20 protein-coding genes are annotated in these 25,896 nt (G+C 52.0%); 9 read left to right on the forward strand and 11 right to left on the reverse strand.

Annotation, left to right across the window (positions count from 1 at the left end):
* Positions 1 to 35: 35 nt before the first annotated feature.
* Both IPI63_RS07585 and IPI63_RS07590 read right to left on the reverse strand, forming a co-directional pair.
* Positions 36 to 1,892 (reverse strand): Ig-like domain-containing protein, encoded by a 1,857-nt coding sequence (locus tag IPI63_RS07585; RefSeq protein WP_292477741.1) that lies wholly within the window; start codon positions 1,890 to 1,892, stop codon positions 36 to 38.
* Positions 1,844 to 3,988, reverse strand: coding sequence for a choice-of-anchor K domain-containing protein (locus tag IPI63_RS07590; protein ID WP_292477743.1), 2,145 nt, complete (start codon positions 3,986 to 3,988; stop codon positions 1,844 to 1,846). Before IPI63_RS07590 ends, IPI63_RS07585 begins: the two co-directional genes overlap by 49 nt.
* A 500-nt stretch (positions 3,989 to 4,488) precedes the next feature.
* Between IPI63_RS07590 and IPI63_RS07595 the strand changes: the two genes are divergently transcribed.
* Positions 4,489 to 6,192, forward strand: a complete 1,704-nt coding sequence (locus IPI63_RS07595; protein ID WP_292477745.1) for a thioredoxin family protein — start codon at positions 4,489 to 4,491, stop codon at positions 6,190 to 6,192.
* A gap of 438 nt (positions 6,193 to 6,630) precedes the next feature.
* On the forward strand, positions 6,631 to 6,969 hold the full coding sequence (locus IPI63_RS07600) for a hypothetical protein (RefSeq protein ID WP_214065592.1): 339 nt from the start codon (positions 6,631 to 6,633) through the stop codon (positions 6,967 to 6,969).
* Positions 6,970 to 7,091: 122 nt separating this feature from the next.
* Here the strand turns inward: IPI63_RS07600 and IPI63_RS07605 are convergent, their stop codons facing one another.
* The 5 genes from IPI63_RS07605 to IPI63_RS07625 form a co-directional block, all read right to left on the reverse strand.
* Complete coding sequence (locus IPI63_RS07605; protein ID WP_292477748.1) at positions 7,092 to 8,339, reverse strand: Ig-like domain-containing protein; 1,248 nt, start codon at positions 8,337 to 8,339, stop codon at positions 7,092 to 7,094.
* The gene (locus IPI63_RS07610; protein WP_292477750.1) at positions 8,279 to 9,628 is read right to left on the reverse strand and encodes a choice-of-anchor E domain-containing protein; all 1,350 of its coding nucleotides are present in this window, start codon (positions 9,626 to 9,628) and stop codon (positions 8,279 to 8,281) included. The genes IPI63_RS07605 and IPI63_RS07610 overlap by 61 nt, the downstream gene beginning before the upstream one ends.
* A complete protein-coding gene (locus tag IPI63_RS07615; RefSeq protein WP_292477751.1) occupies positions 9,612 to 10,025 on the reverse strand; it encodes a choice-of-anchor E domain-containing protein in 414 nt (137 codons plus the stop codon). Before IPI63_RS07615 ends, IPI63_RS07610 begins: the two co-directional genes overlap by 17 nt.
* Before the next feature lie 13 nt (positions 10,026 to 10,038).
* Positions 10,039 to 10,668, reverse strand: a complete 630-nt coding sequence (locus IPI63_RS07620) for a choice-of-anchor E domain-containing protein (protein WP_292477753.1) — start codon at positions 10,666 to 10,668, stop codon at positions 10,039 to 10,041.
* Between the two features lie 339 nt (positions 10,669 to 11,007).
* The gene (locus IPI63_RS07625; protein WP_292477755.1) at positions 11,008 to 13,353 is read right to left on the reverse strand and encodes a lamin tail domain-containing protein; all 2,346 of its coding nucleotides are present in this window, start codon (positions 13,351 to 13,353) and stop codon (positions 11,008 to 11,010) included.
* A 542-nt stretch (positions 13,354 to 13,895) separates the two neighbouring features.
* On the opposite strand from IPI63_RS07625, the gene IPI63_RS07630 reads away from it, so the two are divergent.
* The gene (locus IPI63_RS07630) at positions 13,896 to 14,030 is read left to right on the forward strand and encodes a hypothetical protein (protein WP_292477757.1); all 135 of its coding nucleotides are present in this window, start codon (positions 13,896 to 13,898) and stop codon (positions 14,028 to 14,030) included.
* A 429-nt stretch (positions 14,031 to 14,459) separates the two neighbouring features.
* Positions 14,460 to 15,110, forward strand: coding sequence for a hypothetical protein (locus IPI63_RS07635; protein ID WP_292477759.1), 651 nt, complete (start codon positions 14,460 to 14,462; stop codon positions 15,108 to 15,110).
* Between the two features lie 475 nt (positions 15,111 to 15,585).
* Here IPI63_RS07635 and IPI63_RS07640 read toward each other — a convergent pair whose 3' ends face one another.
* From IPI63_RS07640 to IPI63_RS07650, 3 genes are all read right to left on the reverse strand, one after another.
* Complete coding sequence (locus tag IPI63_RS07640; protein WP_214064654.1) at positions 15,586 to 15,768, reverse strand: hypothetical protein; 183 nt, start codon at positions 15,766 to 15,768, stop codon at positions 15,586 to 15,588.
* Positions 15,769 to 15,955: 187 nt separating this feature from the next.
* Positions 15,956 to 17,689, reverse strand: a complete 1,734-nt coding sequence (gene polX, locus IPI63_RS07645) for a DNA polymerase/3'-5' exonuclease PolX (RefSeq protein ID WP_292477760.1) — start codon at positions 17,687 to 17,689, stop codon at positions 15,956 to 15,958.
* 168 nt (positions 17,690 to 17,857) lie between these two features.
* On the reverse strand, positions 17,858 to 18,667 hold the full coding sequence (locus IPI63_RS07650) for a 2-amino-3,7-dideoxy-D-threo-hept-6-ulosonate synthase (protein ID WP_214064652.1): 810 nt from the start codon (positions 18,665 to 18,667) through the stop codon (positions 17,858 to 17,860).
* Between the two features lie 194 nt (positions 18,668 to 18,861).
* Here IPI63_RS07650 and IPI63_RS07655 point away from each other — a divergent pair, with 194 nt between their 5' ends.
* Positions 18,862 to 19,893: a sulfurtransferase gene (locus IPI63_RS07655; RefSeq protein ID WP_292477762.1), complete on the forward strand. Its 1,032-nt coding sequence runs from the start codon at positions 18,862 to 18,864 to the stop codon at positions 19,891 to 19,893.
* A gap of 73 nt (positions 19,894 to 19,966) precedes the next feature.
* On the opposite strand, the gene IPI63_RS07660 is transcribed toward IPI63_RS07655, so the two are convergent.
* Positions 19,967 to 20,917: an NAD-dependent epimerase/dehydratase family protein gene (locus IPI63_RS07660; RefSeq protein WP_292477764.1), complete on the reverse strand. Its 951-nt coding sequence runs from the start codon at positions 20,915 to 20,917 to the stop codon at positions 19,967 to 19,969.
* 210 nt (positions 20,918 to 21,127) lie between these two features.
* Between IPI63_RS07660 and IPI63_RS07665 the strand changes: the two genes are divergently transcribed.
* From IPI63_RS07665 to IPI63_RS07680, 4 genes are all read left to right on the forward strand, one after another.
* The gene (locus tag IPI63_RS07665) at positions 21,128 to 22,903 is read left to right on the forward strand and encodes a B12-binding domain-containing radical SAM protein (protein WP_292477766.1); all 1,776 of its coding nucleotides are present in this window, start codon (positions 21,128 to 21,130) and stop codon (positions 22,901 to 22,903) included.
* Between the two features lie 104 nt (positions 22,904 to 23,007).
* Positions 23,008 to 24,258 (forward strand): hypothetical protein, encoded by a 1,251-nt coding sequence (locus tag IPI63_RS07670; RefSeq protein WP_292477768.1) that lies wholly within the window; start codon positions 23,008 to 23,010, stop codon positions 24,256 to 24,258.
* Positions 24,259 to 24,496: 238 nt separating this feature from the next.
* The gene (locus tag IPI63_RS07675) at positions 24,497 to 25,018 is read left to right on the forward strand and encodes a Tfx family DNA-binding protein (protein ID WP_292477770.1); all 522 of its coding nucleotides are present in this window, start codon (positions 24,497 to 24,499) and stop codon (positions 25,016 to 25,018) included.
* A 103-nt stretch (positions 25,019 to 25,121) separates the two neighbouring features.
* Positions 25,122 to 25,757, forward strand: coding sequence for a hypothetical protein (locus IPI63_RS07680; RefSeq protein WP_214064713.1), 636 nt, complete (start codon positions 25,122 to 25,124; stop codon positions 25,755 to 25,757).
* Positions 25,758 to 25,896: the final 139 nt, after the last annotated feature.

Below are 25,896 nucleotides of genomic sequence, written 5' to 3' on the forward strand. Positions count from 1 at the left end.
CCCTCATAAAAAAGAGAGAGGATGAGGAGTCCTCTCTATCTGCACGGGCAGATTATCTGTATCTTGGCGGTTGCCAAATTAGAGGCCGGGCAGACACCATTGGTTGCCGTGTACGTAAACTGCACATAGGTGCCTGAGGAGATCACCTCTGCTGCATGGTAGACGAAGGATCCGTCCTCATTCACTTCTATGGTGCCATAGACCGGGTCTATGGTGATGGATTCTGGGTCTATGACAGCGATTGCAGTGGGATCATTCGCCAGGATTCCCTGGCTGGCTGGAACAACCTTGTCCTCTCCGCATTTTGCAGAATACATATCGTTCCTGAGGGTCCACGGGCATTTGGCGACGATGATGGTCACTGTTGCTGGATCGGAGCAGCAGTTGCCGTCACAGGCTTCATAGGTAAAGGTGACTGTGCCCATGAAGCCGGTCTTGGGCTTGTAGGTGAAAGAGCCGTCGGCATTAAGGGATAGAGTGCCTGAGCTTGGGCCGGTCACTAAAGTGGCGGTCATCGTGCCGCTGCCATCGTACACATCGTTCACCAGAACTCCCTCGCCAGCAGAAACGGTCAGGGTCTTGCCATAGATCGCGCCGTATGAGTCATCAACTGCCTCCGGAATTATTGGGATGTGGATGCATCCTATAGCAGGATCGCATGAATCCTCAGTGCATGGATCGCCGTCATCGCAGTCCACGTCCTCATAGGTGCATCCGGTCAGTGGATCGCAGGAGTCGATAGTGCATGCATCGTCGTCATCACAGTCCACGTCCTCATAGGTGCATCCGGTCAGTGGATCGCAGGAGTCGATAGTGCATGCATCATCGTCGTCGCACTTGCTGTCATCAGGACTGTTCTCGCACCTGTCGGTCTCCTCATTGCAGAAGTCTATGGTACAGTCGATGCCGTCACTGCAGTCAGGTGGCGTGCCTGGCATACAGCCCTTGGCTGGATCACAGGTCTCAGCACCATTGCAGAATATGCCGTCATCGCAGAAGTCGTCATCAGGATTGTTCTCGCACCTGTCGGTCTCCTCATTGCAGAAGTCTATGGTACAGTCGATGCCGTCACTGCAGTCAGGTGGCGTGCCTGGCATACAGCCCTTGGCTGGATCACAGGTCTCAGCACCATTGCAGAATATGCCGTCATCGCAGAAGTCGTCATCAGGATTGTTCTCGCACCTGTCGGTCTCCTCATTGCATGTGTCTATGGTACAGTCGATGCCGTCATTGCAGTCAGGTGGCGTGCCTGGTATACAGCCCTTGGCTGGATCACAGGTCTCAGCGCCATTGCAGAATTTGCCGTCGTCGCAGAAGTCGTCATCAGGATTGTTCTCGCACCTGTCGGTCTCCTCATTGCAGAAGTCTATGGTACACTCGATGCCGTCACTGCAGTCAGGTGGCGTGCCTGGTATACAGCCCTTGGCTGGATCACAGGTCTCAGCGCCATTGCAGAATTTGCCGTCGTCGCAGAAGTCGTCATCAGGATTGTTCTCGCACCTGTCGGTCTCCTCATTGCATGTGTCTATGGTACAGTCGATGCCGTCATTGCAGTCAGGTGGCGTGCCTGGTATACAGCCCTTGGCTGGATCACAGGTCTCAGCACCATTGCAGAATATGCTGTCATCGCAGAAGTCGTCATCAGGATTGTTCTCGCACCTGTCGGTCTCCTCATTGCATGTGTCTATGGTACAGTCGATGCCGTCATTGCAGTCAGGTGGCGTGCCTGGTATACAGCCCTTGGCTGGATCACAGGTCTCAGCACCATTGCAGAATTTGCCGTCGTCGCAGAAGTCGTCATCAGGATTGCGATCGCACCTGTCGGTCTCCTCATTGCATGTGTCTATGGTACAGTCGATACCGTCATTGCAGTCAGGTGGCGTGCCTGGCATACAACCTTCAACCGGGTCACAGGTCTCAGCGCACACGTGTCGGTCTCCTCGTTGCATGTGTCTATGGTACAGTCGATGCCGTCACTGCAGTCAGGTGGCGTGCCGGGCATACAACCTTCAACCGGGTCGCAGGTCTCAGCGCCATTGCAGAATATGCCGTCGTCGCACTTGCTGTCATTAGCACGGTGCTCACACGTGTCGGTTTCCTCATTGCAGAAGTCTATGGTACACTCGATGCCGTCAATGCAGTCGGGCGGCGTGCCTGGCATACAACCTTCAACCGGGTCGCAGGTCTCAGCGCCATTGCAGAATTTGCCGTCATCGCAGAAGTCGTCGTCAGGATTGTTCTCGCACTTGTCGGTCTCCTCATTGCAGAAGTCTATGGTACAGTCGATGCCATCATTGCAGTCGGGCGGCGTGCCTGGTATACAGCCCTTGGCTGGATCACAGGTCTCAGCGCCATTGCAGAATATGCCGTCATCGCAGAAGTCGTCGTCAGGATTGTTCTCGCACTTGTCGGTCTCCTCATTGCAGAAGTCTATGGTACAGTCGATGCCATCATTGCAGTCGGGCGGCGTGCCGGGCTGACAGCCTTTAACCGGATCACAGGTCTCAGCGCCATTGCAGAATATGCCGTCATCGCAGAAGTCGTCGTCAGGATTGTTCTCGCACTTGTCGGTCTCCTCATTGCAGAAGTCTATGGTACAGTCGATGCCATCATTGCAGTCGGGCGGCGTGCCGGGCTGACAGCCTTTAACCGGATCACAGGTCTCAGCGCCATTGCAGAATATGCCGTCATCACAGTTCAGAGGCGGCTCAATGTATATCATCTCGCCTGTCTTTGGATCGCAGGCTTCCAGACCATTACAGATATCTTCATCATCGTAGTTGATGGCTGAGGATACGCACTCCCCTTCAAAACAGAAGTCCTCTGTGCAGGGGTCCCCATCTGAGCAGGCATTATTGTCGTTAGCGGTATGGACGCAATTGCCTGTGGCTGGGTCGCAGCTATCGTCTGTGCAGGGGTTGCCATCATCGCAGTTTACTGGTGTGTGAATGCATACATTATCTACGCATTCGTCAATGGTGCACGGATCGCCATCATCGCAGACCACTATGATCGTGACTGTGGCTGTATCAAACTTGCCCGGCTTGCCATTCGTTATGGTATAGGTGAAGGTATCTTTGCCGCAGAAGTCCTGATTTGGAGTGTAGGTAAAAGATCCATCATTATTGATTTCGACCTGGCCATTGGCGGGCTGGGTGTACTCAGTGACTGTTAGCGGCAATCCGCCCCTATCAAAATCATTTTCAAGCACACCGGGAGCAGTCACAGTTAAGGGCACATTCGTTTTCGTCTCGTATTCGTCGTCGATTGCATCCGGCCTGCTGGTGAGAACGATTCTTCCAATAAGATATCCAGCGTTATCCTCCTCTTCTTGAGTTACGAAGTCCGGCAACAGCTTTCCGCCTGAGCATGAATCCTTGATGCCCACTATCTGCAGGGTATATGTGTCGCCGTTGAGCTCAAAGCTCTGATCTGCTGGGGGAACTGATGGCCAGGATATCTTGTCCGGACAGGGTTTAGTGCATGGCTCATATTGGCATTCGTCGCATGTTCCAGTGTTGGGCGTCTCGTCGATGCCCATATCATAGGTGAAGTAGACAGAGCCCAATGCCGGGTTGGTGAATTCCATCTGGATCTTCAGAGTGGCTCCATTGGCCGCCGAATTGCTCAGGATTGGCCAGTTGAAGTGGGTGAGCTTTCCCAGACAGAACTCCTGCCCGAAAGAAGAGGCGACAGACTGCCCATCAAAGCGCAATCCGCTCTTTTGACCCATACTTGGGTTGCCCCAGCGAACCTCTTCGGTTCCCGTTCCTATAACACCTGAGCCACCACTCACTTTTGTCCAGATACCAGACGAGCTGGCCGCTATATCCTGTCCCATCGCCGGGCCGATGGACAGAAGGCAAACGGCAGCCAGAAAGATGAAAATGGCGGCTAAAGATGTCCATAAATATCTTTTATTCCTTTCAAGAGGAGGCTTCAAACCGGTGTGCTTTGAATCCCCTCTCAGTCTAATCTTATCTCTCATCTCTTTTTCATCTCCTACATCAAAAATTTTTTAACAAATTCCTCCGCCTGACCCCCTGGGTGTGAATTTTCCAGGTGATCGATAAATGGTTTAACTACCTATCTTCCAATTCATAAAGGTAGAAGCACATATTGTAAGTAATAAATGAAATTATAACCGGATCTTATGACAAATACGTACTCTATCTCTTGGATCGGTCATATGATCTTTTAAGGGTTCTATGCGGGGGATGAGAATCAATCGTCGGGAAAAGTAGTATGACATGTCCATCCAGTATCACAAGACGGATTATGATCATCGCCAATGAGATGGGGGGCTTGGATTATTCATGATCCAAGGAAATGGCTTTGGCGCGATAGGCAAAAGCATAGATCACTTCTTTTGATTAATAGCTAGCGTACACCACCTGTCATGGGAGAGCAATATAAATTTCAATCTGTCCTGACCCAGCCCAAAGCACCAGATATGCTAATATAACCGAAATGCCAATTAACAGACTCATGCCTCTTGAGAAGAGCTATAAGATCGCCATAATTGTCATCATCAGCCTGCTGGTGATGTCTGCCACTGTGTTAAGGTTCATCCCAGCAGATCAAGGAAGCCCGATGAATGCCATCTCCGCCTCCAGCCGGCCGGCTGCTCTGCTTGAGCTCAGCGGCGAGAGCATCTCTCAAGCCCTGAATAGCAGCACCCTCTTCGTCCTTGATTTCTACTATCCAGGATGCGGGCCCTGCCGATTCCTTAACAATACCACCTCAGAGCTATCAGAAGAGCTGGGAGGGCAGGTCCAGTTCGGCAGGATGAATGCCAAGAATAAAGAGAACAGCAGGGCAGTCAAGGATTATAAGATCTCCTCTTATCCCACTCTTCTCATCTTCAATGATGGCGTTCTGATCAGCAGGATGAGGGGCAACATCAGCAAATCAGATCTTCTGGCAGAGCTGCAGAATATAGAGCCGGCCCTGAACTGCGACCGGGTAAAGCTTCCGCCAGCGGATCTTGAGGCGGATCTTGAGGCAGAGGCAGAGACAGAGGCAGAGAGAGGGGCAGAGAGAGGAGCAGAGAGAGAGGCGGAGAGAGAGGGAGGGGGAGAGGAATCAAAGGCCCCCACAAAGCCTGCGGAAAAGTCCATCACAAAGCCCGACCCACTTGAACCCGCCGGAGAGAAGGCCCCGGGGAAGGCAATTCCCCTGATCAAGCCGGGATCGAAAAACCCCCACCAGGCTATGCTGATCACCGATGAGTCCATCGGCGCGGCGATATCCCAGTACCAGCCAGTGATGGCGGTAGTGGCATTCAGGGAAACATGTGCCTTCTGCAGGCAGATCAATGTAACCATCGAGGAGCTGGCCCGGGAGCTTCAAAGCCAGGTGGCCTTCGGCCTGATCGATACCAGGGCCAATCCGGAGACAAAAGCCAGGTATAACATCACCAGTGTGCCCACCATGCTCATATTCAAGGACGGCGAGCTGGCAGGAAAGGTGGTAGGGGCCAAGAAGAAGGAGGTTGTCCTCGCACAGCTCAAAAAGATCCAGCCCGGCCTGAACACCAGCAAAGTAGTCCTTCCTCCGCCCCCGCCCAAGCCGACCCCCCAGCAGGTCTGCGCCAATATGAGCAAATCCGAGCAGCCGCTCCTGCAGGCCTTCGTGGTATCAAGATGCCCCTTCGGTCTGCAGATGCAGCGGATCATGGCTGATATAATCATGGAATCCGGGGAGACGGACAGATACCTGAAGGTGAGGTATATCGGCTCGGTGGACGAGAAGAATAACACCATAAGGGCCATGCACGGCGAGGTGGAGGCCCAGGAGAACCTCCTCCAGATCTGCATCCGGGAGGAGCAGCCGGAGAGGTACTGGGACTACCTGCGCTGCTACATGAAGGAGGGAAAGACGGCAGAATGCCTCACATCGGCCCAGATAGATGTGAATGAGCTGAACGCCTGCACCAATACATCCTCCCGCGGCCTGGCCTATGCCCGGGAGGACTTCGAGCTGGCGGGTGAGTTCAAGATCACCGGCTCGCCCACTATGCTCATGAACAATGAGATCGTCAAAGAGTCCAACTTCGCCACCAATACCACCAACGCCAGGAGCCCCCAAGCAGTGAAGGAGCTTCTCTGCTGTGGTTTCATCAAAGAGCCCTCATTCTGCTCAATGAGACTGAATGAGAGCCGGTCAGCTACGATGTTCTCAAAGGAATGAGCTGGCATAAGCTGGCACAAGCTCGCATAAGCTGCCACAAGCTCGCATAAGCTTGCAGAGGGCCCTGGATGGCAGAGGCGTGCAGGCGCTTGGATTTTGGCTAGAGGCGGAGTCAAGGGCGGAAGCAGGATCGGAGTCCGGGGCGGAGGCTGGCAGGATCCTCCTGCAGAAGCCTCCACCTCGACGATTTGATGAATAGTCATCGATGGAATGGAGAGATGGGCCGAGAATCAACCACGAGACCGTATATCATCTTCATTCCTAAATATCTGCATTAGCTTCCCAGGCCGAGAGATTTTTTGTGCTATTTTACAGATGATGCTGCTGCAAGAATGTATCAGCCTCATGGCCCTGATAGATACTTAAGTTACTGTCGTAAAGTACTTATAATAAGTAAGTACATTAGATACTGTTAAGATAAATTTGAGGCGATGAGATATGAGGACCTTTGTAGCGTTCTTGATTGCACTACTCGCAGTCAGTGGAGTTGTGTCAGCCATTGATATCCATATAACCTCTCCCACGGATGGGGCGGTTTACGAATTAGGAAAAGAGAAAGTCCTGATCAGATCCACAGTTGTGGATAATGGCGGGAATAGTGATTTCAGAGTCAGGACATTTATCAATGGTGCGCTTAACAAGTGCAGTAATTGGGCCCCGCCAGATGTGGGTATCTACGAGATCGAATGCAGGCTGATCATGCTGGACGAGGACTTCAATCCCACAGGCGAGACCATTTCCGACTTTGTGACCATAGAGGTTATAGCGGGTGAGTAGAGATCTCAAGTTCATTGATATCCGACCGGCATAGCTTGAAGGGAGGGGGCCCGGAAAGGTCAAGAGCTTTAATTTTTTTAAATAATATATTGTAAAAAAGAAAAGGGGTTTAGACCCCTCATCTATTTTTTGCACCGGACTTGGATCTTGGCAGTTCCCTGATTCTTGGCCTCGCAATACCCATTTGTCGCGCTGTATTTGAATATCACATAGGCACCATTATAAAGGCCTCTAGCCTCGGTTGGATCATAGACGAATGACCCATCCTCATGAACCTCAATGGTCCCATACTTGGGATCGATGGTTATTGATTCAGGATTCAACACCGCGACTGCTGCAGGATCATTTGCCAAAATACCCTCAATTGCTGAAACCTCTTTCACCTCTGTACAGGAAGCTGTGTATAAATCATTCCTGATGGACCAGGGGCATTTGGAGGCACAGTTGCAGTTGGTTATGGGCGTGTGAACACATACACCATCAACACAGGCATCGGATGTGCATGGATCTCCATCATCGCAGTCCATTGGAGTGAAGACGCATTTGCCATCTACGCATCTGTCAATGGTGCATGGATCTCCATCATCGCAGTCCATTGGAGTGAAGACGCATTCTCCATCTACGCATTCATCAATGGTGCACGGATCTCCATCATCGCAGACCATTGGAGTGTGGTCGCAAACGCCATCTACGCAACTGTCAATGGTGCATGGATCTCCATCATCGCAGTCCATTGGGGTGAAGACGCATTCTCCATCTACGCATTCATCAATGGTGCACGGATCTCCATCATCGCAGACCATCGGAGTGAAGACGCATTCTCCATCTACGCATCTGTCAATGGTGCACGGATCGCCGTCATCGCAGACCATCGGAGTGAAGACGCATTCTCCATCTACGCATTCATCAATGGTGCACGGATCGCCGTCATCGCAGTCCATTGGAGTGAAGACGCATTCTCCATCTACGCATTCATCAATGGTGCACGGATCGCCGTCATCGCAGTCCATTGGAGTGAAGATGCATTCTCCATCTACGCATCTGTCAATGGTGCACGGATCGCCGTCATCGCAGACCATCGGAGTGAAGACGCATTCTCCATCTACGCATCTGTCAATGGTGCATGGATCGCCGTCATCGCAGACCATCGGAGTGAAGACGCATTCTCCATCTACGCATCTGTCAATGGTGCACGGATCGCCGTCATCGCAGACCATCGGAGTGTGGTCGCAAACGCCATCTACGCATTCATCAATGGTGCACGGATCGCCGTCATCGCAGACCATCGGAGTGAAGACGCATTCTCCATCTACGCATTCATCAATGGTGCACGGATCGCCGTCATCGCAGACCATCGGGTGAAGACGCATTCTCCATCTACGCATTCATCAATGGTGCACGGATCTCCATCATCGCAGTCCATCGGGGTGAAGACGCATTCTCCATCTACGCATCTGTCAATGGTGCATGGATCGCCGCCATCGCAGTCCATCGGGGTGAAGACGCATTCTCCATCTACGCATTCATCAATGGTGCATGGATCGCCGTCATCGCAGTCCATCGGGGTGAAGACGCATTCTCCATCTACGCATCTGTCAATGGTGCATGGATCGCCGTCATCGCAGACCATCGGAGTGAAGATGCATTCTCCATCTACACATTCGTCAGTGGTGCATGGATCTCCGTCATCGCAGACCATCGGAGTGTTGTCGCAAACGCCATCTACGCATCTGTCAATGGTGCATGGATCTCCATCATCGCAGTCCATCGGAGTGAAGACGCATTCTCCATCTACGCATCTGTCAATGGTGCATGGATCGCCGTCATCGCAGACCATCGGAGTGAAGACGCATTCTCCATCTACGCATCTGTCAATGGTGCACGGATCGCCGTCATCGCAGACCATCGGAGTGTGGTCGCAAACGCCATCTACGCAACTGTCAATGGTGCACGGATCTCCATCATCGCAGTCCATTGGGGTGAAGACGCATTCTCCATCTACGCATTCATCAATGGTGCACGGATCTCCATCATCGCAGTCCATTGGGGTGAAGACGCATTCTCCATCTACGCATTCATCAATGGTGCACGGATCTCCATCATCGCAGTCTATTGGGGTGAATACGCATCCCTCGACTGGATCGCAGCTGTCCACAGTACATGCATCTTTGTCGTCGCAGATTATTGGAGTGTAGACGCATCCAGTATCAGGATTGCAGCTGTCCTCTGTGCATGCGTTCTTGTCATCACAGACTATTGGAGTGAATACACATCCCTCGGCTGGATCGCAGCTGTCCTCTGTGCAGGCGTTCTTGTCATCACAGGTTATTGGAGTGAATACACAGCCCTTGGCGGGATCACAGCTGTCAGCAGTGCAGGGATTGCTGTCATCACAGGTTATTGGAGTGTGGACGCACTTGTTGTCGACCACAGAATCGGTGGTGCAGGCATTATCATCATCGCACGGCTCATAATAGTAGGTAACACAGATCTTTTCTTCGCCAAAGGTGCGAATTCTGCTATCATAGTTGCCAGGGCCATCGATATTTGCAGTACCCTTTGTACTCGTAACAAAGTTCAATCTGCCCACGCCAATCCATGCTGCTAATGCGGCGGGATCATCGAACTCTTTTACTATTTCATCACACTTTTTTTTCAAAGAAACTGTAGGAGTCATCTCCTTCGAAGTCCCCATAACCTGGATCGGAGTCCTCTTCCAAATAGAACTCGCGGTAGCCCAAGTCGAGATCGATGGTCAGGTTAGATCCATCGGGCATGGGTGTAGTGAGTCTGGCACTAGATGTGACCTTATAAAACTGTCCTTCACTGTCTTCGTTATCAATCTTAAAGGACTGAGAAGCACAGGCATCTGCAGTTAAAACCACTTTTGTAAGAACACCCAGGCTCGGATCAAACTTCTCAATGGATTGAGTTCTTGTCCAATCAGTACTGGTATTAATGAATACAGCACAATCGGGCGCGTAGCTCTCGGCTGATGCCGATTGGCAAAATATCAGCCCTATGAGCATTACCCATATGATCATATTAATCTTCATTTCTTATTCACTTTTATCCTGAGCCATCTGGCTCATAGGTGTAAGTCACATAAACCTTGGACTCAGCATAGGTAGATAATCTGAAGACAAGGCTACCTGAGGTCGAGCTTGTGAAGGAGATCTCCACAGGGAGAGAGATGGTCTCATTCTGGAATGAGGCCGTGAAATCTGACAGTTCCTGATATTTCTCCTGAAAGGTGCCCACTGAAGAAGCCTCGATCCTCTTCCCGGAAGCTCCTGCAAAGTCGGTCTTACCGTCGTATGCTGCAAGCTTCTCGTTTATGCCGCTCGAGGCGTTGATGGGAATCGACCTCCCATCTGGTAAGGAGATCATAAGCACAGATTCGGACTTCGCACTGACCTCATGGGCTTCATTCTCCTCATTCTCAAGGCTGTAGTTCTGAAGAACTCCAAGATCTACAGCTAAGCCTACATCGACCAGTCTGCCCAGGCCTGGATCGAAGAGAGGAAGAGTATGATTATCCTTCAAGCCCTTACCAGCAAAGGTAAGCGTATCGCAGTATGTTGCTGTTTCAACCCCTCCTGCTGAGAGAGAGATGATCGAAGCCACAATGAATATTGCCAAGAGCAGACTTAACGTGCTCTTAACCACTTCACTCAAGCTCATATTTTCTCTATCCATAATCCTCCTCGAGAGATGCGACCCTCATCGTTCCGGTAAATGGACAATTGTCGCAATTTTACCAAATAGTAGAAAGTCATTATTTGTATTTAACCTGCTCAGACATAAAGTTCTTTACAAATTGTTAGTATTAATGATAATGAGTTGAATGAAGAATCTCAGTTCATGGCTTGGTTTTAAAGAAAGTTGTCAGTTCCTCATATCTATTCTACATCATAATTGGTATATTTTTAAAAAAATGGAATCCACTTCGATGGCGATCACAGACCCTATTTTTAAAAAATTTCTCATAAAATCGTGATGATCCCCTCTAATAGCGGTATGCGGGGATTCGATATGTCAGTAACAGCATTTTAATTCTTTGGAACTGGTGGTGGACTCCAGCCTGGCCAGGGATTGGTATAGGGAGCTGTCATCGCAGGGCAGCCATTGCATAGACTGCAGCGATTCAATGTTGCTCGCCCTGGGGACCTTGCCCACTCTGATGAGGGCAGAGGTGCGAGCGGATATGCTATCGTTGCCCTCAATGGACCTGCCTTCAACCAGGGCATCTACCTCGAAGAGTCCCTCCCTTTCCGCCCGGGCCATGAAGCTGACCGTCCTTCTCCGCCCAGAATCGAGCTTCTTGATATTCCATTTGATCACTCCCGACTGGTTTTCCAGGGTGGCAGTGGTGGAGTTGATGAAGCTCATGCCCTGGGGGAGAAGAGCAGTGACATTGGCGCTCATATTATAGCCGGCGGAGTTGTTCAGTATCAACCGGTAGTTCACAATCCTCTCATCGCTCTGGGAGATGGTGGCGCTGAAATCCAGGGGCAATATCTCCGGTGCACATTCTCCCCAATCCACATCCAGTGTGGTGCTGTTGCTCACCCTGAGGTTCCTCTCCTTAAAGGCTCCCTTGGTGCTGTAAACATAGATGGTGTTTGCCCGCGCCCGGTTGGTATAGTTCTCCTTTCGGGTGATAACCTGGAATTGCATATCGATAGAGGCGGACTCCCCCGAGCCGAGGGAGGGGATTGACCAGTTGCCGTAGCTCCTGGTCAGCTCTATAGGCTCGATGGATGAGCCTATGAAACGGGTTCCCGTGGGGAATGTGTCCCGGACGTATATCGGGGCGAAGGTCCTGTTGCCATCATTGACCACAGTGACTGTGAACCAGAGGATATCACAGCGATCGGGGTCGACATGACCCTTCTTGTACACGGACATGTGGGGGGTGGCATACTTGGGCAGGATGGTGATCTTCCTCTCGATATTATAGCTGCCCACATAATCGTCCTCCACAAACGATAGGCTGGTGGAGTTATTATCCGGCCTGAAGGCAGATTTGAGATTGGCTCTGCCTGTGAAGTTGGATGATGTCTGCAGAACATTGGGCCAGTTTACCTGAACCTCTTTATCCATCCTTTCCAGACTGCTGTAATGCTCCTCAGCATAAAGGCTATTGGAGATGTTCAGCTTGAGGCCCTCCTCCCACTTATGAGAGCGGTTTATAACTGAGTGGGGTGAGTATTCATAGCTTGATGGAAGATAGATCAGGCTCAAGTCCTTTCGGGCCCGATCTCCTCCCTTGATGAGCTCTTCTGCCTGATAGATTCCGCTTCCCCGCTCGTAGGTGGAATAGCCCTTTTTGGCCTTCTTATATACATCCACATATCCCGGTTCGCTGGTGGAGTTGACTGTTCTCTGGTAGTCATCTCCAGAGATGATCTCATCCACTGCAAATGCGCCCAGGTAATCCTCAGAGAGCTTCAGCCCCTCTGAATGATACTCAATATTTGTCCTGCCGACAGAATCAGAGCTGAGGTTGAGCTTCAGGGAGCCATATTCAGATCGTGTCAGGAGGTCCTTGGATACAGATGAGGCATAAGTTGTCGACTCAGCTGCCCTTGAGCTGTGCTCTCCCTCATTACTGCCGGCAACTGTGGCCGATGATTCCGCCCACCTGGAATCATATACAGCAGTCATGTTGCCTGGAAGCTCATGGACAGTCTGTTCATGGTTCATAGAGAGGCCATCCTTCCTCAATTGAATGCTGCTTGTATTGGTGATCATATTGAGATTCATCTTGATGGAGCTCTCGCCCTGGTAGTCGCCTGATCCATGCTCATGGGAGAGAAGGCTGCTGCCATCCGGCCCGACGGCACGATCATGCACGTTTACATAGCCTTTGCCAGAGACTCTCTCAATCATATTGAACCTCAATGCCTTGCTCTCCTCCTCTTCGCAGGGGACGCCGGAATTGGCCTCGCCGGGAGTGGATTCCATGAACAGCCATTCAGCCCCTCCATCCGGATACCTGCCCCAGGCACAGCTATTACCCTGGATATCAAACAGGCTTATGGTACGATCCATCTCCTGACCGGTATCGCTTAAGAGGGTGAGGACGGCACCAAAATTGTTGATCCACTTCTCGCTGAAGCTCAGTTGATAAAAGCCGCCCGGTGGTATAACTGTTCCATCAGGGACGAGCTCCTTTCTGGGCAGATCATCTCTGGAAATGATCGCCCAGCCGCTCACATCCACCTCTCCCGGACCGCTATTATATAGTTCGACCCATTGAACCTCCACATCGTCCTCCAGGTAATCCAGCTCCACCTCATTGATCATCACCGATCCTGATGCCAGGTGAGGAAGGCAAAGGAGCAGCGCCAGGAGGATCAAAATATGTGTAGGCCTCATCTTTGCGCCTTCGGTTAATATCTCCTTAAATAAAAGAATATCCCTACTATCTGTAAGAATCTGAAGGTGGAGATGATACAGAAAGCCTCTGCTGATCCATGAGCCTATCATAAGAGAAGCAGATGCCTGCTCACAGACAGGCGGTATGACAGTGGGAGATCAAAAGCAAACTGCAGGAACTGCCTGATGGCAGTTATCGTCTTCTCCTGACCAAACCGGGGCAAATTATGCGCGAAGTTTATGCGCTCGAGAACGAGCCCTGGCTCAAACAGATTGAGAGATCGACTAGCAAGGCGTTGTTCATGTATGGTGGCCGGCCCTCAGGCAATGGGCCCGAGCGATGAAAGGCATCGGCGAGAAGAAGGAGACTGCCCTATCATCAGCTCTTGGGGGGAGAGGATACTCCGGAACGGCGTATATCAGGCGATTGCAGAAGCGGTGGAGCAAGAGGCCTGCACAATCCCAGGCCCGATGGGATGGAGGATCGCTTTTCTCTGCACTGTTGCGGGCACTGGATGACTGCCTATCTGAGATGATGCGGGATGAGGCATGAGTTCATCCGGGAGCTAAGGAGTGATTCCAGACGGAGGGCGATGAATATTATGACCATTATCGACCTGAGGGAGTTGAGGGAGGCTTATTTAGCGTTGAATACTGCAGTTGGGGGTTTAATTTGAGGAGGCTGTTGGATTGAACACTGATTTGGCAATCTTATTCAACAGTATCTTTAAATACATGATTTGCCGATAAAATCATTTAGAGATTTAAGAGAATCACTTATGATACTGGGGTGGATGCATCACGGAGTTCGGAAAATCTGAAAGATCTGAGCATGATTAGCTTTATGTACATCCTGGGAAATTGTGTTGTATTTGCGTGATTAGCCGATATTGGGGTGGGATATTTGGGCGTTCGGAAAGAGATCTGGAATAAAGATCTGCGCGAGATAAGAGTGAACAAAGAAGCGACAAGACATCATGCTCAGAAGTATAGGATGGGTAGTGTGAGACTCGCCACCGGACGAATCCGTACAAAAGAAGAATTTGAGCAAGATAAAAAGAGAATATTAAGCATCAAGCTTCCATAATTTTTTTAAAGAGGGCCGTATGGAGTTTTTTGATGATATAGAAGTGAACATCATCAAAACAATTGTAAAGTTATATAATTATAATAAATGTTTGATGCTTTATGCAGAGGATTTGACTGACGAAACCTTTTTGCCTCCAATAAATGAGATTAGAGATGCAAATGACCATATAATGCGCGTTTTTGCGGTGGTGTTTGGTTTTGGAGATACTGGAAAAGAAACAGAGCACGAATATATTAAGTCGAATCTAAATGCTGCGCTTTCACATGTGTATAGAGCAACATACGAACATCTGGACTACATAAAAATCTATCAGCATGAAGCTATACAAAATAATCTTGCGAATATTTATCCAGAAACATTGGCAACTGTGTTTCCAGAGTACTATAGAGATATCAATCCGAGGCTTGTTGATGCGATAAATATAATACCAGATTATAGAAAGAGAAAGAATATTGCTGATCCGAACCTAGAACAGGTAGAAGCTTACATGGCAATTATTGAGACGACTAAGAAAGATTATAACGAGATTATTAGAATGTTGCCTTCATTGAATGAGTATCAAGCCAAAAAATTAAGGGATAATTGGAAAAGAAGACTTATTGACTTCGTTTCAGGTATTATCGTAATTCTCTTAGGAACTGCTATATATTCATACATCTTCAGTTAAGGATTTATTAATAATATACTAAAATTTTATTTTATGCTATGCTATTGAGCCCAATTCCGAGAATCACTGAAACCAATCGCCAGTGGGCATTATGCTGGTTCTTAACCGATGATATATGGCTATATATTCACATATTTTGGATTTTTAATCCTACACCTTTAAGCACATTATGTAGTCTATCTTTCGGCCCAGATAAATGGATGTCGAATGATAAATGAGATAACAAAGCCATGTAAATTGCAGAAAATTTAGCATATCACTATCAAGTCATATCGGAATCTATTGTTTTTCTGATGATTTATCTTATGGGTTGCTTTTGCATTGCCAATATCTGACGAGGAGGACAGCTTTGCAAGCTTCAAGCGATAGGGCCCGAAGTCGAAAAGGAGAAGAAGGATAAAAATGTTAGTTCCGACCCCCGAATCATAAGCATGAGAACGGTTGAAAAGGTATCAATGAGCAGATAGTACGGGCTTCAAGTATCAACCTTGATGCCGCGCCTCTCAAAGAATTCTATCAGCGCCGCCTCTACGATCTGGCTGTGGTCTTGGCTACTGGAGCTTGTTCTCACCGCATAAGCCTTCAGAGTGTTGGCCAGCGATTCAGTCATTTCAAAATCGATTATCATGGCATTAGCCACCTCCGCTTCTCTCAGCATATTGCATATGGGCTCTCTTCTGCCTCTTTGAGCCTGCTTCCATCCAAATGAGATTGAATGCACTCAGGATCGGAGCCAGGGAGCCTCTGGATAAATATATGAATCCCACCAATAAGGAGTTTATGGCACAATCTAAGAATATTTAGCACAAACTGTGAAGCATTGATCCGTCCAACAGTTCAGAGAGCTAATGTCTCTCTTTCAAAGAGCGGAGAAGAGCGGGCAGACTCATGGAATTGAGGATATCCTTCTTCTCCAGCCAGGCCCTTCGGGCGACATTCACCCCATACTTCATATTAAGAAGCTGGGCGGCATCGTGGGCATCGGAGTTGATGCACATCAGAACCCCCATCTCCTTCGCCCTCCGGGCATTGACATCATTCAGGTCCAGACGGCTGGGATGGGCATTGATCTCCAGAGCGGTGCCCGTACTCGCAGCTGCCTCTAAAACCGCTGCGAAATCCATGGCTGATGGCTCTCGCTGGTTGATGATCCTCCCTGTCGGGTGGCCGATGATATCCACGTTCTCGTTCTCCATGGCCGAGATCAACCTTCCTGTGATCGCCCTCTCATTCTGCTGCTGGGCCATGTGCACCGAGGCAATGACGATATCTATCCTCTGCAGGATATCGTCAGGATAGTCCAGGCTGCCGTCTGCCTTTATATCCACCTCTGCCCCCATAAGAACGGTGATGCCATCAAGGCTCTCATTCGCCTCGGCCACTGCCTCTATCTTCTCCTCCATCCTCTCTATTACGATCCCTCCGGCGATGCCCACAGAGGGGGAGTGGTCGGAGAATGCAATATACTCATAGCCCAGGGCGCGGGCGGCATGGGCCAGCTCGATGATGGAGCCCCTCCCATCAGACCAGTTGCTGTGGACATGCAGGTCGCCCCGAATATCCTTCTCCTCGACCAGCCTGGGCAGGCGCCCCTCCAGTGCAGCCTCGATCTCCCCCCGATCCTCCCGCAGCTCAGGCGGGATGTAGGGCAGGCCTACAGTCAGATAGATATCCTCCTCCCGGTCAAAGAAGAGCTCCTGGCCATCGGCCAGGCGGGTGAGGGAGTACTCGCTCAAAGAGTAGCCGCGATCAAGGGCCAGCTGGCGCATGCGGACATTATGCTCCTTGGAGCCGGTGAAGTACTGAAGCACAGTGGCATAGGAGCGGTGCTCAACTATCCTCAGGTCCACCTGGATGGTATCATTCACGATGACGCTCGCTTTGGTGGGGCCCTTGGCCAGGACCTCCTCCACCAGGGGCATCCTCACAAATGCGGCCACGATCTCCTCCGGCCTTTCCGCAGTGGCCAGGATATCGACATCTCCCACAGTCTCCTTCCGCCGGCGGTAGCTGCCGGCAGCAGTGGCATGCTCCAGGCCCTCTATCCGGCCCAGATAAGCCAGGATCTCATTTACTATCGGTTCAGCATTGCTGTAGAGGATGCGACCGCTGCGCTTTCTGTATCTTTCAATGGATTTCAGAATGTTTTTCTCCCGCACCTCGCCCATTCTGGGAAGCCGGCGTATGCGGTGCTCTCTTGCCGCCCTCTCCAGTTCATCCAGGTTGGTTATGTTCAGCTTCTCATGAAGCAGAGAGACTGTCTTCGGACCCAGCCCCGAGATCTGGAGAAGCTCAGCCAAGCCAGGAGGGGTCTGCAGCAGAAGCTCCTGATGGGATTTGATCTTTCCCGTGCGCAGGTACTCCTCGATCTTCTCAGCGATTGCTTTTCCCACGCCTGGTATGGACTGAAGCCTCCTTTCCCGGCAGAGCTTCTCGATGTCCTCATTCAGAGACTCTATCGCCCTTGCCGCTTTGCTGTAGGCTATGATCTTGAAGCGATTCTGGTCATGCAGCTCCAGGAGCTCTGCCATCTGATAGAGGATGAGAGCGATCTCGCGGTTCTTGGCGGAATCTATCACAATGAGGAGTAGATCGCATGTGCTATAAGAACAATGCTTCGATCACCTATCCGAGAGCATTTTTAGGTTCTTCGCCGAGGCGTGCGGGCGGTGTGCAGCAGAGAATTCTTCTCTGTGCCTTGATATCTCTGCGGCTGGACCCAAGCATACTGATTTCACCAGCCAGCCTCAGGATGGACCATCTGCATAGATCGTTAAGGCTGCTGCCTCTCGGGCGTCAAGGCCTTTATGCACCACCCCGCAGATCCTTCTGGTGATCAGCTCGGGATCTTGATGCTGGAAGACATTTCTCCCAATGGCCACCCCCCTCGCTCCAGAGGAGATTGCACCCTGCACCATGAGAAGAAGATCCAGCTCCGTCTCCACCTTGGGGCCGCCTGCGATCACCACCGGAACCGGGCAGCTATCGACGACACTGGCAAAGCTATCCGGATCCCCTGTGTAGTTGGTCTTGACGATATCCGCGCCCAGCTCCGCTCCCACCCGGGCGGCATGGGCGATGCTCTCAGCAGAGTACTCATCCTTGATCCTCTTTCCCCGGGGGTACATCATAGCCAGGAGAGGCATGCCCCATTCCTGGCAGTGGCGGGAGATCTCCCCTAAGGTAGAGAGCATGCTGCTCTCATCCTCTGCCCCCACATTGACGTGAATGCTCACTGCATCTGCTCCGATCTTCAAAGCCTCCTCCACTGTCGCCACCAGGACCTTGTTGTTCGGATCGGGTCCCAGGGCTGTGGAGGCTGAGAGGTGGATGATCAGGCCGAGGTCCCGGCCGTAGCCTCTATGGCCGAAGGTGGCAGCGCCTTTATGCACCACTGCGGCATCTGCTCCCCCCCGAGCCACAGCATCGGCGATGCTTTTGACGCTCTTGATTCCCGTGATGGGTCCAACTGTTACCCCGTGGTCCATGGGGATTATGACGGCGTTTCCTGTATTGCGATTGAATATCCTCTCCAGGCGAATCGATGTTCCTCTCAATCTCGGCAACCCCTTGTTATTGGCTTATCTCGCATATCCCTCATTTAATGTATAGATCAATACACCATTGTATAATATCTATCATTGATGTGCAACATTGCATATTTATACCTTCCGTCCGCCTTAAAAGGAGGGGATGTGGTTGAGTAAGCCTGAAATAGGGGAAAAAACTCCGTATCCAGAGAGTGATTTGGATGGGTTTCGGTGTATCTGGCCTCGATCGGCTGCAAAAGACTGCAGAAGAGCCCTTTTTCATCTTTCTGCTGGCAGGCCTTTCTTTAAACCTGATATTGGGAACAGCACTGGCAGGCACTGAGACTGGGGAGTTCTGCCCCGATTGCCCCGATTGGACCAACCTTGATGGCTGGTATTCCCAGCGGGAGTCTTATGTGAATGGCATGCATAACCCCAGCCCTCCCGCCCGGGAGAGCAGGACAGATTCGCCAGCACAGGCCGCCACCATATCCCTCCCAGAAAAAGAGCAGGAGGACTACCCCATCCCTTCCCTCCTCACCCGGGCGGGTTCGATCGATGGCGATAGGATCATCCTGGATGTGCGCTCCAGTCAGGAGTATCAGGCGGGGCATATCCCTGGTGCCCGCAACATCTACTGGAGGGATCTGCAAAAGGATGGGGCCTTGGACCAGATCCTGGCCCGGGATGCTCTGAGCCGGGCAGGGATATCTGCCCGCGACCGTCTCCTCATCTATGGGGATTCCAGTGATCAGGGTGCAGCCTTTGTCTTCTGGGCCCTCTCATACCTCGGGCAGGAGGATGTCAGCCTGCTTGATGGAGGGGTTGATGCCGCCATTGATGCTGGCCTATCTCTGAGCGCAAATGCGCCCTCTCCCACACCGACCAACTACACCGGCCGCACAGTACCATGGCTACTGGTGACCCCTGAGAACCTCGATGGGATGCTCGGGCGGTCTGATGTCAATATTCTGGATGCGCGGGACTTCTCCGAATACGGCAAGAACAGGATCACCAATGAGGCCATACCCCTGGGCCTGGATAAGGTCTATAAAGATCGGAGGATCAAGGATGCCTCCATACTGGGGGACCTCTTTGGCCGGCGATTGGATGAGTCCGGGACCGCCATTGTCTACGGGACGCCAGAGGCCTACAGCCTCTTTTTCAGCCTCCGGCTTATGGGCTACAATGCCACCCTGCTGGAGGGGGAGTGGTGGAAGGAGAGCAGGTGGGCGGTCAGCAATGTGAGATAAGCCGGCAAAAAGGAGCTGTCTAGCCCCTCCCGGGGAAGAATCTTCTCGAATTCATCAATCCTCTCTTCTCCCTTCAATCCTTGAGAAGAGCTCTTGTCGCCACCTCCAGGGCCCCGGCCGATCCCAGCACCGGCCTCCAGCCAAGCCTCTTGATCCTATCAATGGAAAGGAGCATCAGCTTCACGTCCCCTCTCCAGCCCCGGCCGTCTACCCCGCCGGTGTAGCTGTACTGGACCTCATCCAGACCCATCTGGCCTACTACGATATCTGCAATCCCGGTGACATCTATGGAGTCCTCTGATCCTATATTGAAGAGGTTGACCCGGTCAGCGGAGTTCTCCACTGCATGGATCATAGCATGGATGCAATCCTTCACCTCCAGGTAGGACTTGCGCTGTTTTCCTGAGCCCAGGATCTCCAGCCTGTGAGGGTCGTTCCGCAGCTTTCTGATAAAATCCACCAGGACTCCATGTGTCCCCCGCTCGCCCACGATATTGGCAAAGCGGTAGATCCAGGACTGCATCTGGAAGGTATGGCAGTATGAGGAGATCAGGGCCTCGCAGGAGAGCTTGGAGGCTCCATAAAGAGAGATGGGCAGAAGAGGGCCGTACTCCTCGGGAGTGGGAAGCACTGCCGCCTCACCGTAGACGGTAGAGGTGGAGGTGAATGCTATCCTGCAGGCATTATTCTCCCTCATCGCCTCCAGGAGGTTGTAGGTGGCCAGGACATTCTGCTCCAGATGAACGCGGGTGTCCTCTGCACCCAATTTCACATCCGGGTTGGCAGCCAGATGGAAGACGAGGTCCTTTCCTGTTACTGCCTCATCCAGCACCTCGGGATCCATGAGATCGCCGATCAGGAGATGAAAGTTTGGGTTGTCTTGATAGGGGGCGAGAAACTCCGTTCTTCCGGAGCTGAAGTTGTCAAGCACCGTCACCTCATTGTCCAAGAGAAGCCTCTCCACCAGATGGCTGCCTATAAACCCTGCCCCTCCTGTGACGAGGATTGATCTATCCTTTAGCATCAGGGGGTGAATTTCTCTGCAAGTTAATCAAGATTGTGGAGAGGGTGATATATTCAGGCCGTGGGTGTTTTTAAATTTCTAAATTAATAGCATTGCAATCATGAACGTCAAGATGGCATAATACTTAAATAGATTGCAATGGGCTATATTATATCCAAGATCATAGAGCTTTGGATCGGATTCTAACTGGAGTCAATGGGGAGTTTGTGTATGAAAGTTGCCTTAGTGGGAGCGGAGCTGGAGGAAAACCTGGGAATCCGCTATATGGCGTCCTCCCTGGAAGCCAGGGGACATCAAGTACAGATCATACCCTTCAACTCGGAATCGGATATGGAGGAGGTAGTGAGGGTGGTCCTCTCTCACTCTCCGGAGCTGGTCGGCCTCTCCATGGTCTTCACCAGCAGGGGAAGGGAGTTTTGCCGGCTGGCGGAGGCTTTGCGGAAGGGTGGCTACAGCGGCCATCTGACTGCAGGAGGGCCTTTCGCCTCATTCAACTGTGAGTTGCTGCTGCGAGATTTCCCGGCCTTCGATTCCATCGCCCTGGGCGAAGGGGAGACTCTTATCTGCAACCTGGCGGAGAACCTGAACGATCTCTCTCTCATTCCCGGAATTTGCTACCGGAGGCCTGATGGAAGCTTGGCCTTAAACCCCTCAACAAATGAGCATGATGACCTGGACAGGCTGCCCTTTCCCAGGCGCACCACCTTCCACAGTTACTTTGGCAAGCCCATAGCCAGCATCCTCACCAGCCGGGGCTGCTGGCGAGACTGCGCCTTCTGCAGCATCAATGCCTGGTATGACCGGGTGGGGGGAAAGAAGTTTCGCATGAGGAGCGTAGACAACATTGTATCCGAGATGAAAGAGCTCTATGATCTGCATGGTGTTCGGATTTTCAATTTCCAGGATGACAACTTCTTCCTGCCGGATAGAAGCCAAGCCCTGCAGAGGTTTGAGAGCCTGAGGGACAAGCTCGCCCAGGAGGGGGTAGAGGATATCGCCATTGCCATCAAGGCCCGCCCGGACAGCATCACCCGTGAATCCATAAGCATTCTTGATGACCTGGGCCTATTCCGGGTCTTCCTGGGAGTAGAGAACGCATCTGAGAATGGCCTTGCCAATCTCAACCGCAGGCAGACGGTTGAGCAATCGCTCAACGCCCTGGAGATCTTAAACGACTTCGATGTTCATTTGGCCTTCAATCTGCTCATGTTCGAGCCGGATACAGTGATGGATGACCTGCTGATCAATCTTCGCTTCATCGAGCGGCATCTGGACAATCCATTCAACTTCTGCCGGGCGGAGGCCCATGCAGGCACCGGTCTGGAGGAGAGGCTCAAAGCGGAGGGAATGCTCCTGGGCGACTACTTCGGCCTGGATTACAGGCTGAAGGATCCCCAATGCGAGGCATTCCATCAGGTGGTCAACTATGCCTTCTTCGATCGCAACTTCTCTGACTTCGGCCTGCACTACTTCAATATGCAGGTGGACTTCACCTATCAGCTCCTGCGGCGCTTCTATCCGGAGGTACTCTCCGAATCTCTGCGGGGAGCAGTGAAGAGCTTCATCAAAGAGACGAACCTGGACACCTACAAATGCCTCTGCCAGGTCTATGATTTTATAGAATCAGCTGATCCCTCCAACCGCCTGGAGCTGCAGGCCTTTGCAGCCGATATGAGGGCGGTTGTGGATGGAAGGAGCCGGCATCTCCATTCTCAGGGAGAGAGGATCCTCAATGCCCTGAATTATGCCTATGACCGCCGGAGCCAGGGCAGTCCCGGGGCTTGGCCGGCCAGAGAAAGAGCAGTTGAAGCCCTCCAGGCCGGTTTTGCTTCACCTTACTTTGGTATGGGAGGGCCGGAGCAGGGAGCATACACTCTCCGATCAACAGAGGCATCCATGGGGGAGGCGGATATCTTCGGTCTGACCCCAGTTCCCATTCCCTATCATCTCTTCAAGTCACAATTATCTCGGGGAGCGGGGAGGTGAAGGCCAGATTTGATATGATATTCGATGTTGCAATCGATGTGCATCAATGTTAATTTATCCAATATTTAATTTAAAAATTTCAATGAATTCAGGAGGCCAAAGAGATGGTGAATGATAGCTTGGAGAATTTACGCTACTGGGTGGAGCCAGCTCACCCCATGGTGATAAAGCTCAGAGACGATCTGGTGGCAATATACCGGTTCGTTAAGGATAGGTTTCAGAAAGAGATAGACGCTGCTTTCGACCGGGGATCGCAGCAGATCGGCTTTGTGGTCACCACTACCGTCCCCGTGACCCTGGAGTTGGGGGAGGGTGGCTTCATAAAGAGCCTGGGCCTGGGCTCGGATTGCTTGAAGGGCACTGCCCTGGAGAGAGAGCTTTTAGCCGTCTTTGAAAGGATGATAAAGGGTAATATCAAAACCGGCGCATCCTCGGGCATCTACAATATTGCTCTGTTCTGGTATGATGCCGTGAATCTCAAGCTGAGGACGGACTGGATGGAACCTGCTCATCCGGCATTCCGGCTGCAGTCTGAGCTGATGGGTCTGCGCAGGTCTCCTCAGAGTGCCAGAGGCATGGATATGCTCACCCGGCCCCATCCCTGGCTGGAGCCCGTTCATCATGGGCCCTGGTGCAGACCCTGGATGGAGCCTGCCCATCCTCACATGCCCTGGATGGAGCCCGCCCATCCGCATATGCCCTGGCTGGAGCCTGTTCATCATGGGCCCTGGTACAGACCCTGGATGGAGCCTGCCCATCATCATATGCCCTGGTTGGAGCCCGCCCATCCTGTCTTCCAACCCTCTGATCTGCAAAAGATCCAGGAGAGAAGGTATGAGCATACAGAGCCCGCCCAGTATCTGTCAAGGGTGCATCAGATGATCATAGAGAAGACGGTGCTGGTCTCGGCCATCGACGAGGTCTATCCGGAGCTGAAGCTTGGTGAGAGGTTGAATCAGGCTCAATACGCCATGACTCCCACTCTGCCTCTGCCTCCTCCCCGTGCCGTCTGGCCGGGAGCAAGAGAGCCGGCACATATGATGGCTGCTGACCCCTGGCTCCAAGGCCCTACCCCCTATCCGTGGAGGCCGATCATGGATGAGATCGCCAGATTGCTGGAACGATATGGGCCTCAGCCTCTCCCCTGGAGGTATCATCTCCTCTCTGAGATTGCAGATATACTTGCCCGGTATAGCTATGGAATGCTCAATCCTCAGCCTCTGCCCCCCAGAGTGGCGGCCTTTCCGGGAGTCAGAGAGCCCGCTCATCCGATGGCAGCTATGCAACCGGATATGTCCAGACAGCTGCTGGCCGAGCTGGCACTTATCCTCCAGAGGTACGGTCTCCAGATCTAGGATGAATACGGCTGCAGCATGCCCTGGCGACATGGCATGAGACGAATTTTATCTTTTTTCCTGACCTTGATATCTGTGGCCGGAAAGGCTCTCGGATCGTAGTATACCGCCCGCACAATTTAGCGAAGAGCTGATTTTATCTTCTTGTAGCTCCTCTGTATGGGTCGATGAGATGATCTTTGATCAAGGGGATAAAAAAAGGGCAAAAGAAGCAAGAAGGGCAAGGGGGAGGGTGAGAGTGGCAGAAGAAGCAGGGGATGCAGGGAGAGCAGGGGAAGCAGAGAGAGCGGGGGATGCAGGAGGAGCAGAAGGAGCATTCGGACTGGAAGAGATGGGTTCGGATGAGCCGCCCCTCTCCTTTCTCACCGCCAGGCAGCGGGAGGTGCTGCAGTTGCGTCATCAGGGCCTCTCTCAGCAGGATGTGGCCGATCGGCTGGGGACCACCCGCTCCAATATCAGCATTCTGGAGAAGCGGGCCCACCAGAACATCCTCCGGGCGGAGAGGACGGTTCAGCAGTGGATGATGATTCGTGCTCCGATCCACTTATTCGCAAAGGGGGGAACGGATGTCTTCGATCTTCCCAGGATGATCTTCGCCGCAGCCGATGAAAAGGGTATCAGGCTGCCTGTGACATCGATGGATATACTGGTTCAATTGCGGCGAAATGCGCCCCGGCTATTTCATAAGAGGGCCTTGGAGAGGGACGCCAGGATCTATGTGAACAAGAGCGGAGCTGTATTGGTTGAAGAGGCTCAGTAGGGGATGGGGCATGATGCCCGTCAATCCCGCTTGCTCGCCTCACTGGCGCCCCGGCCTCTTCAGAGGGAAAAGCTTTTTCTCTTCCCAACCCGTTGCCAGGATCGTGAACGGAATATCTCTCTTCCCCCGTCTCATCTCTGCATTCATCCTGCTCGCAGTAGCCCTGAGCATCCCTGCCCTGGGCTCAGTCACTGAGTACGGCCGGAGCACAGAGGACCTAATAGGCGTATTCTCAATCGAGAAGACCATTCGGATCGGTGGCAGTAGCCAGGACCTCCTCCCAGGAGACGAGGCTGATCCACTGAGCCCGCCCAGAAGCCTTTACAGATCCCTTGCTGACGACCAGGCCCCCAGCCTGGCAGGCTTATCAATCGAGCCGCAATCGATCCCCGTCAACTCCAGCCAGCCGGTCAATATCAGCCTTCATGCCATAGATGACCAGGCATTCCATGAGGCCCGGGCCAGCTTTTCAGGGCCTGGTGAATTGGAGGCTGTCGCCCTCTTCCCGGCATCGAGCATCAGCTCAGGATCGATCAGGGATGGCTGGTATTACGCCAGTATAATCCTGCCCTCCAATCAGACCGGCATCTGGCGCCTGGAGAGCTTGACACTAGCGGACCGGGACGGCAATAAAAGGGAGCTAACAGGAGAGGAGCTGAAGGAGCGCGGATTTCCTGTGCAGGTGTTGGTGGTCAGGCCGGGTGCATCCATCCTGCCGGATGGCATTGAAAATATTTGAGAGGGATTGAGGGGTTGAGCAATGGCTGAGGCACCAGAGCAATGAGATAAGAAGGCTTGGCCAATTGGCAGACCGAGAGGCCATCAGGAGGAGTTTCCGGACCGAATCCTTTTTCTACTAGCGTAATATTATTAGGAAG

Source organism: Methanothrix sp. (genome assembly GCF_016706325.1).
Classification (GTDB): domain Archaea; phylum Halobacteriota; class Methanosarcinia; order Methanotrichales; family Methanotrichaceae; genus Methanothrix.

What these genes read in the sequence shown, in the direction of transcription:
- IPI63_RS07585 (WP_292477741.1), bottom strand. Translation starts at nt 1,892, where the DNA reads ATGCCAGGCACGCCACCTGACTGCAATGACGGTATCGACTGTACCATA.
- IPI63_RS07590 (WP_292477743.1), bottom strand. Translation starts at nt 3,988, where the DNA reads ATGAGAGATAAGATTAGACTGAGAGGGGATTCAAAGCACACCGGTTTG.
- IPI63_RS07595 (WP_292477745.1), top strand. Translation starts at nt 4,489, where the DNA reads ATGCCTCTTGAGAAGAGCTATAAGATCGCCATAATTGTCATCATCAGC.
- IPI63_RS07600 (WP_214065592.1), top strand. Translation starts at nt 6,631, where the DNA reads ATGAGGACCTTTGTAGCGTTCTTGATTGCACTACTCGCAGTCAGTGGA.
- IPI63_RS07605 (WP_292477748.1), bottom strand. Translation starts at nt 8,339, where the DNA reads ATGCGTCTTCACCCGATGGTCTGCGATGACGGCGATCCGTGCACCATT.
- IPI63_RS07615 (WP_292477751.1), bottom strand. Translation starts at nt 10,025, where the DNA reads ATGAAGATTAATATGATCATATGGGTAATGCTCATAGGGCTGATATTT.
- IPI63_RS07620 (WP_292477753.1), bottom strand. Translation starts at nt 10,668, where the DNA reads ATGGATAGAGAAAATATGAGCTTGAGTGAAGTGGTTAAGAGCACGTTA.
- IPI63_RS07625 (WP_292477755.1), bottom strand. Translation starts at nt 13,353, where the DNA reads ATGAGGCCTACACATATTTTGATCCTCCTGGCGCTGCTCCTTTGCCTT.
- IPI63_RS07630 (WP_292477757.1), top strand. Translation starts at nt 13,896, where the DNA reads ATGAGGCATGAGTTCATCCGGGAGCTAAGGAGTGATTCCAGACGGAGG.
- IPI63_RS07635 (WP_292477759.1), top strand. Translation starts at nt 14,460, where the DNA reads ATGGAGTTTTTTGATGATATAGAAGTGAACATCATCAAAACAATTGTA.
- IPI63_RS07640 (WP_214064654.1), bottom strand. Translation starts at nt 15,768, where the DNA reads ATGCTGAGAGAAGCGGAGGTGGCTAATGCCATGATAATCGATTTTGAA.
- IPI63_RS07655 (WP_292477762.1), top strand. Translation starts at nt 18,862, where the DNA reads ATGGGTTTCGGTGTATCTGGCCTCGATCGGCTGCAAAAGACTGCAGAA.
- IPI63_RS07660 (WP_292477764.1), bottom strand. Translation starts at nt 20,917, where the DNA reads ATGCTAAAGGATAGATCAATCCTCGTCACAGGAGGGGCAGGGTTTATA.
- IPI63_RS07665 (WP_292477766.1), top strand. Translation starts at nt 21,128, where the DNA reads ATGAAAGTTGCCTTAGTGGGAGCGGAGCTGGAGGAAAACCTGGGAATC.
- IPI63_RS07670 (WP_292477768.1), top strand. Translation starts at nt 23,008, where the DNA reads ATGGTGAATGATAGCTTGGAGAATTTACGCTACTGGGTGGAGCCAGCT.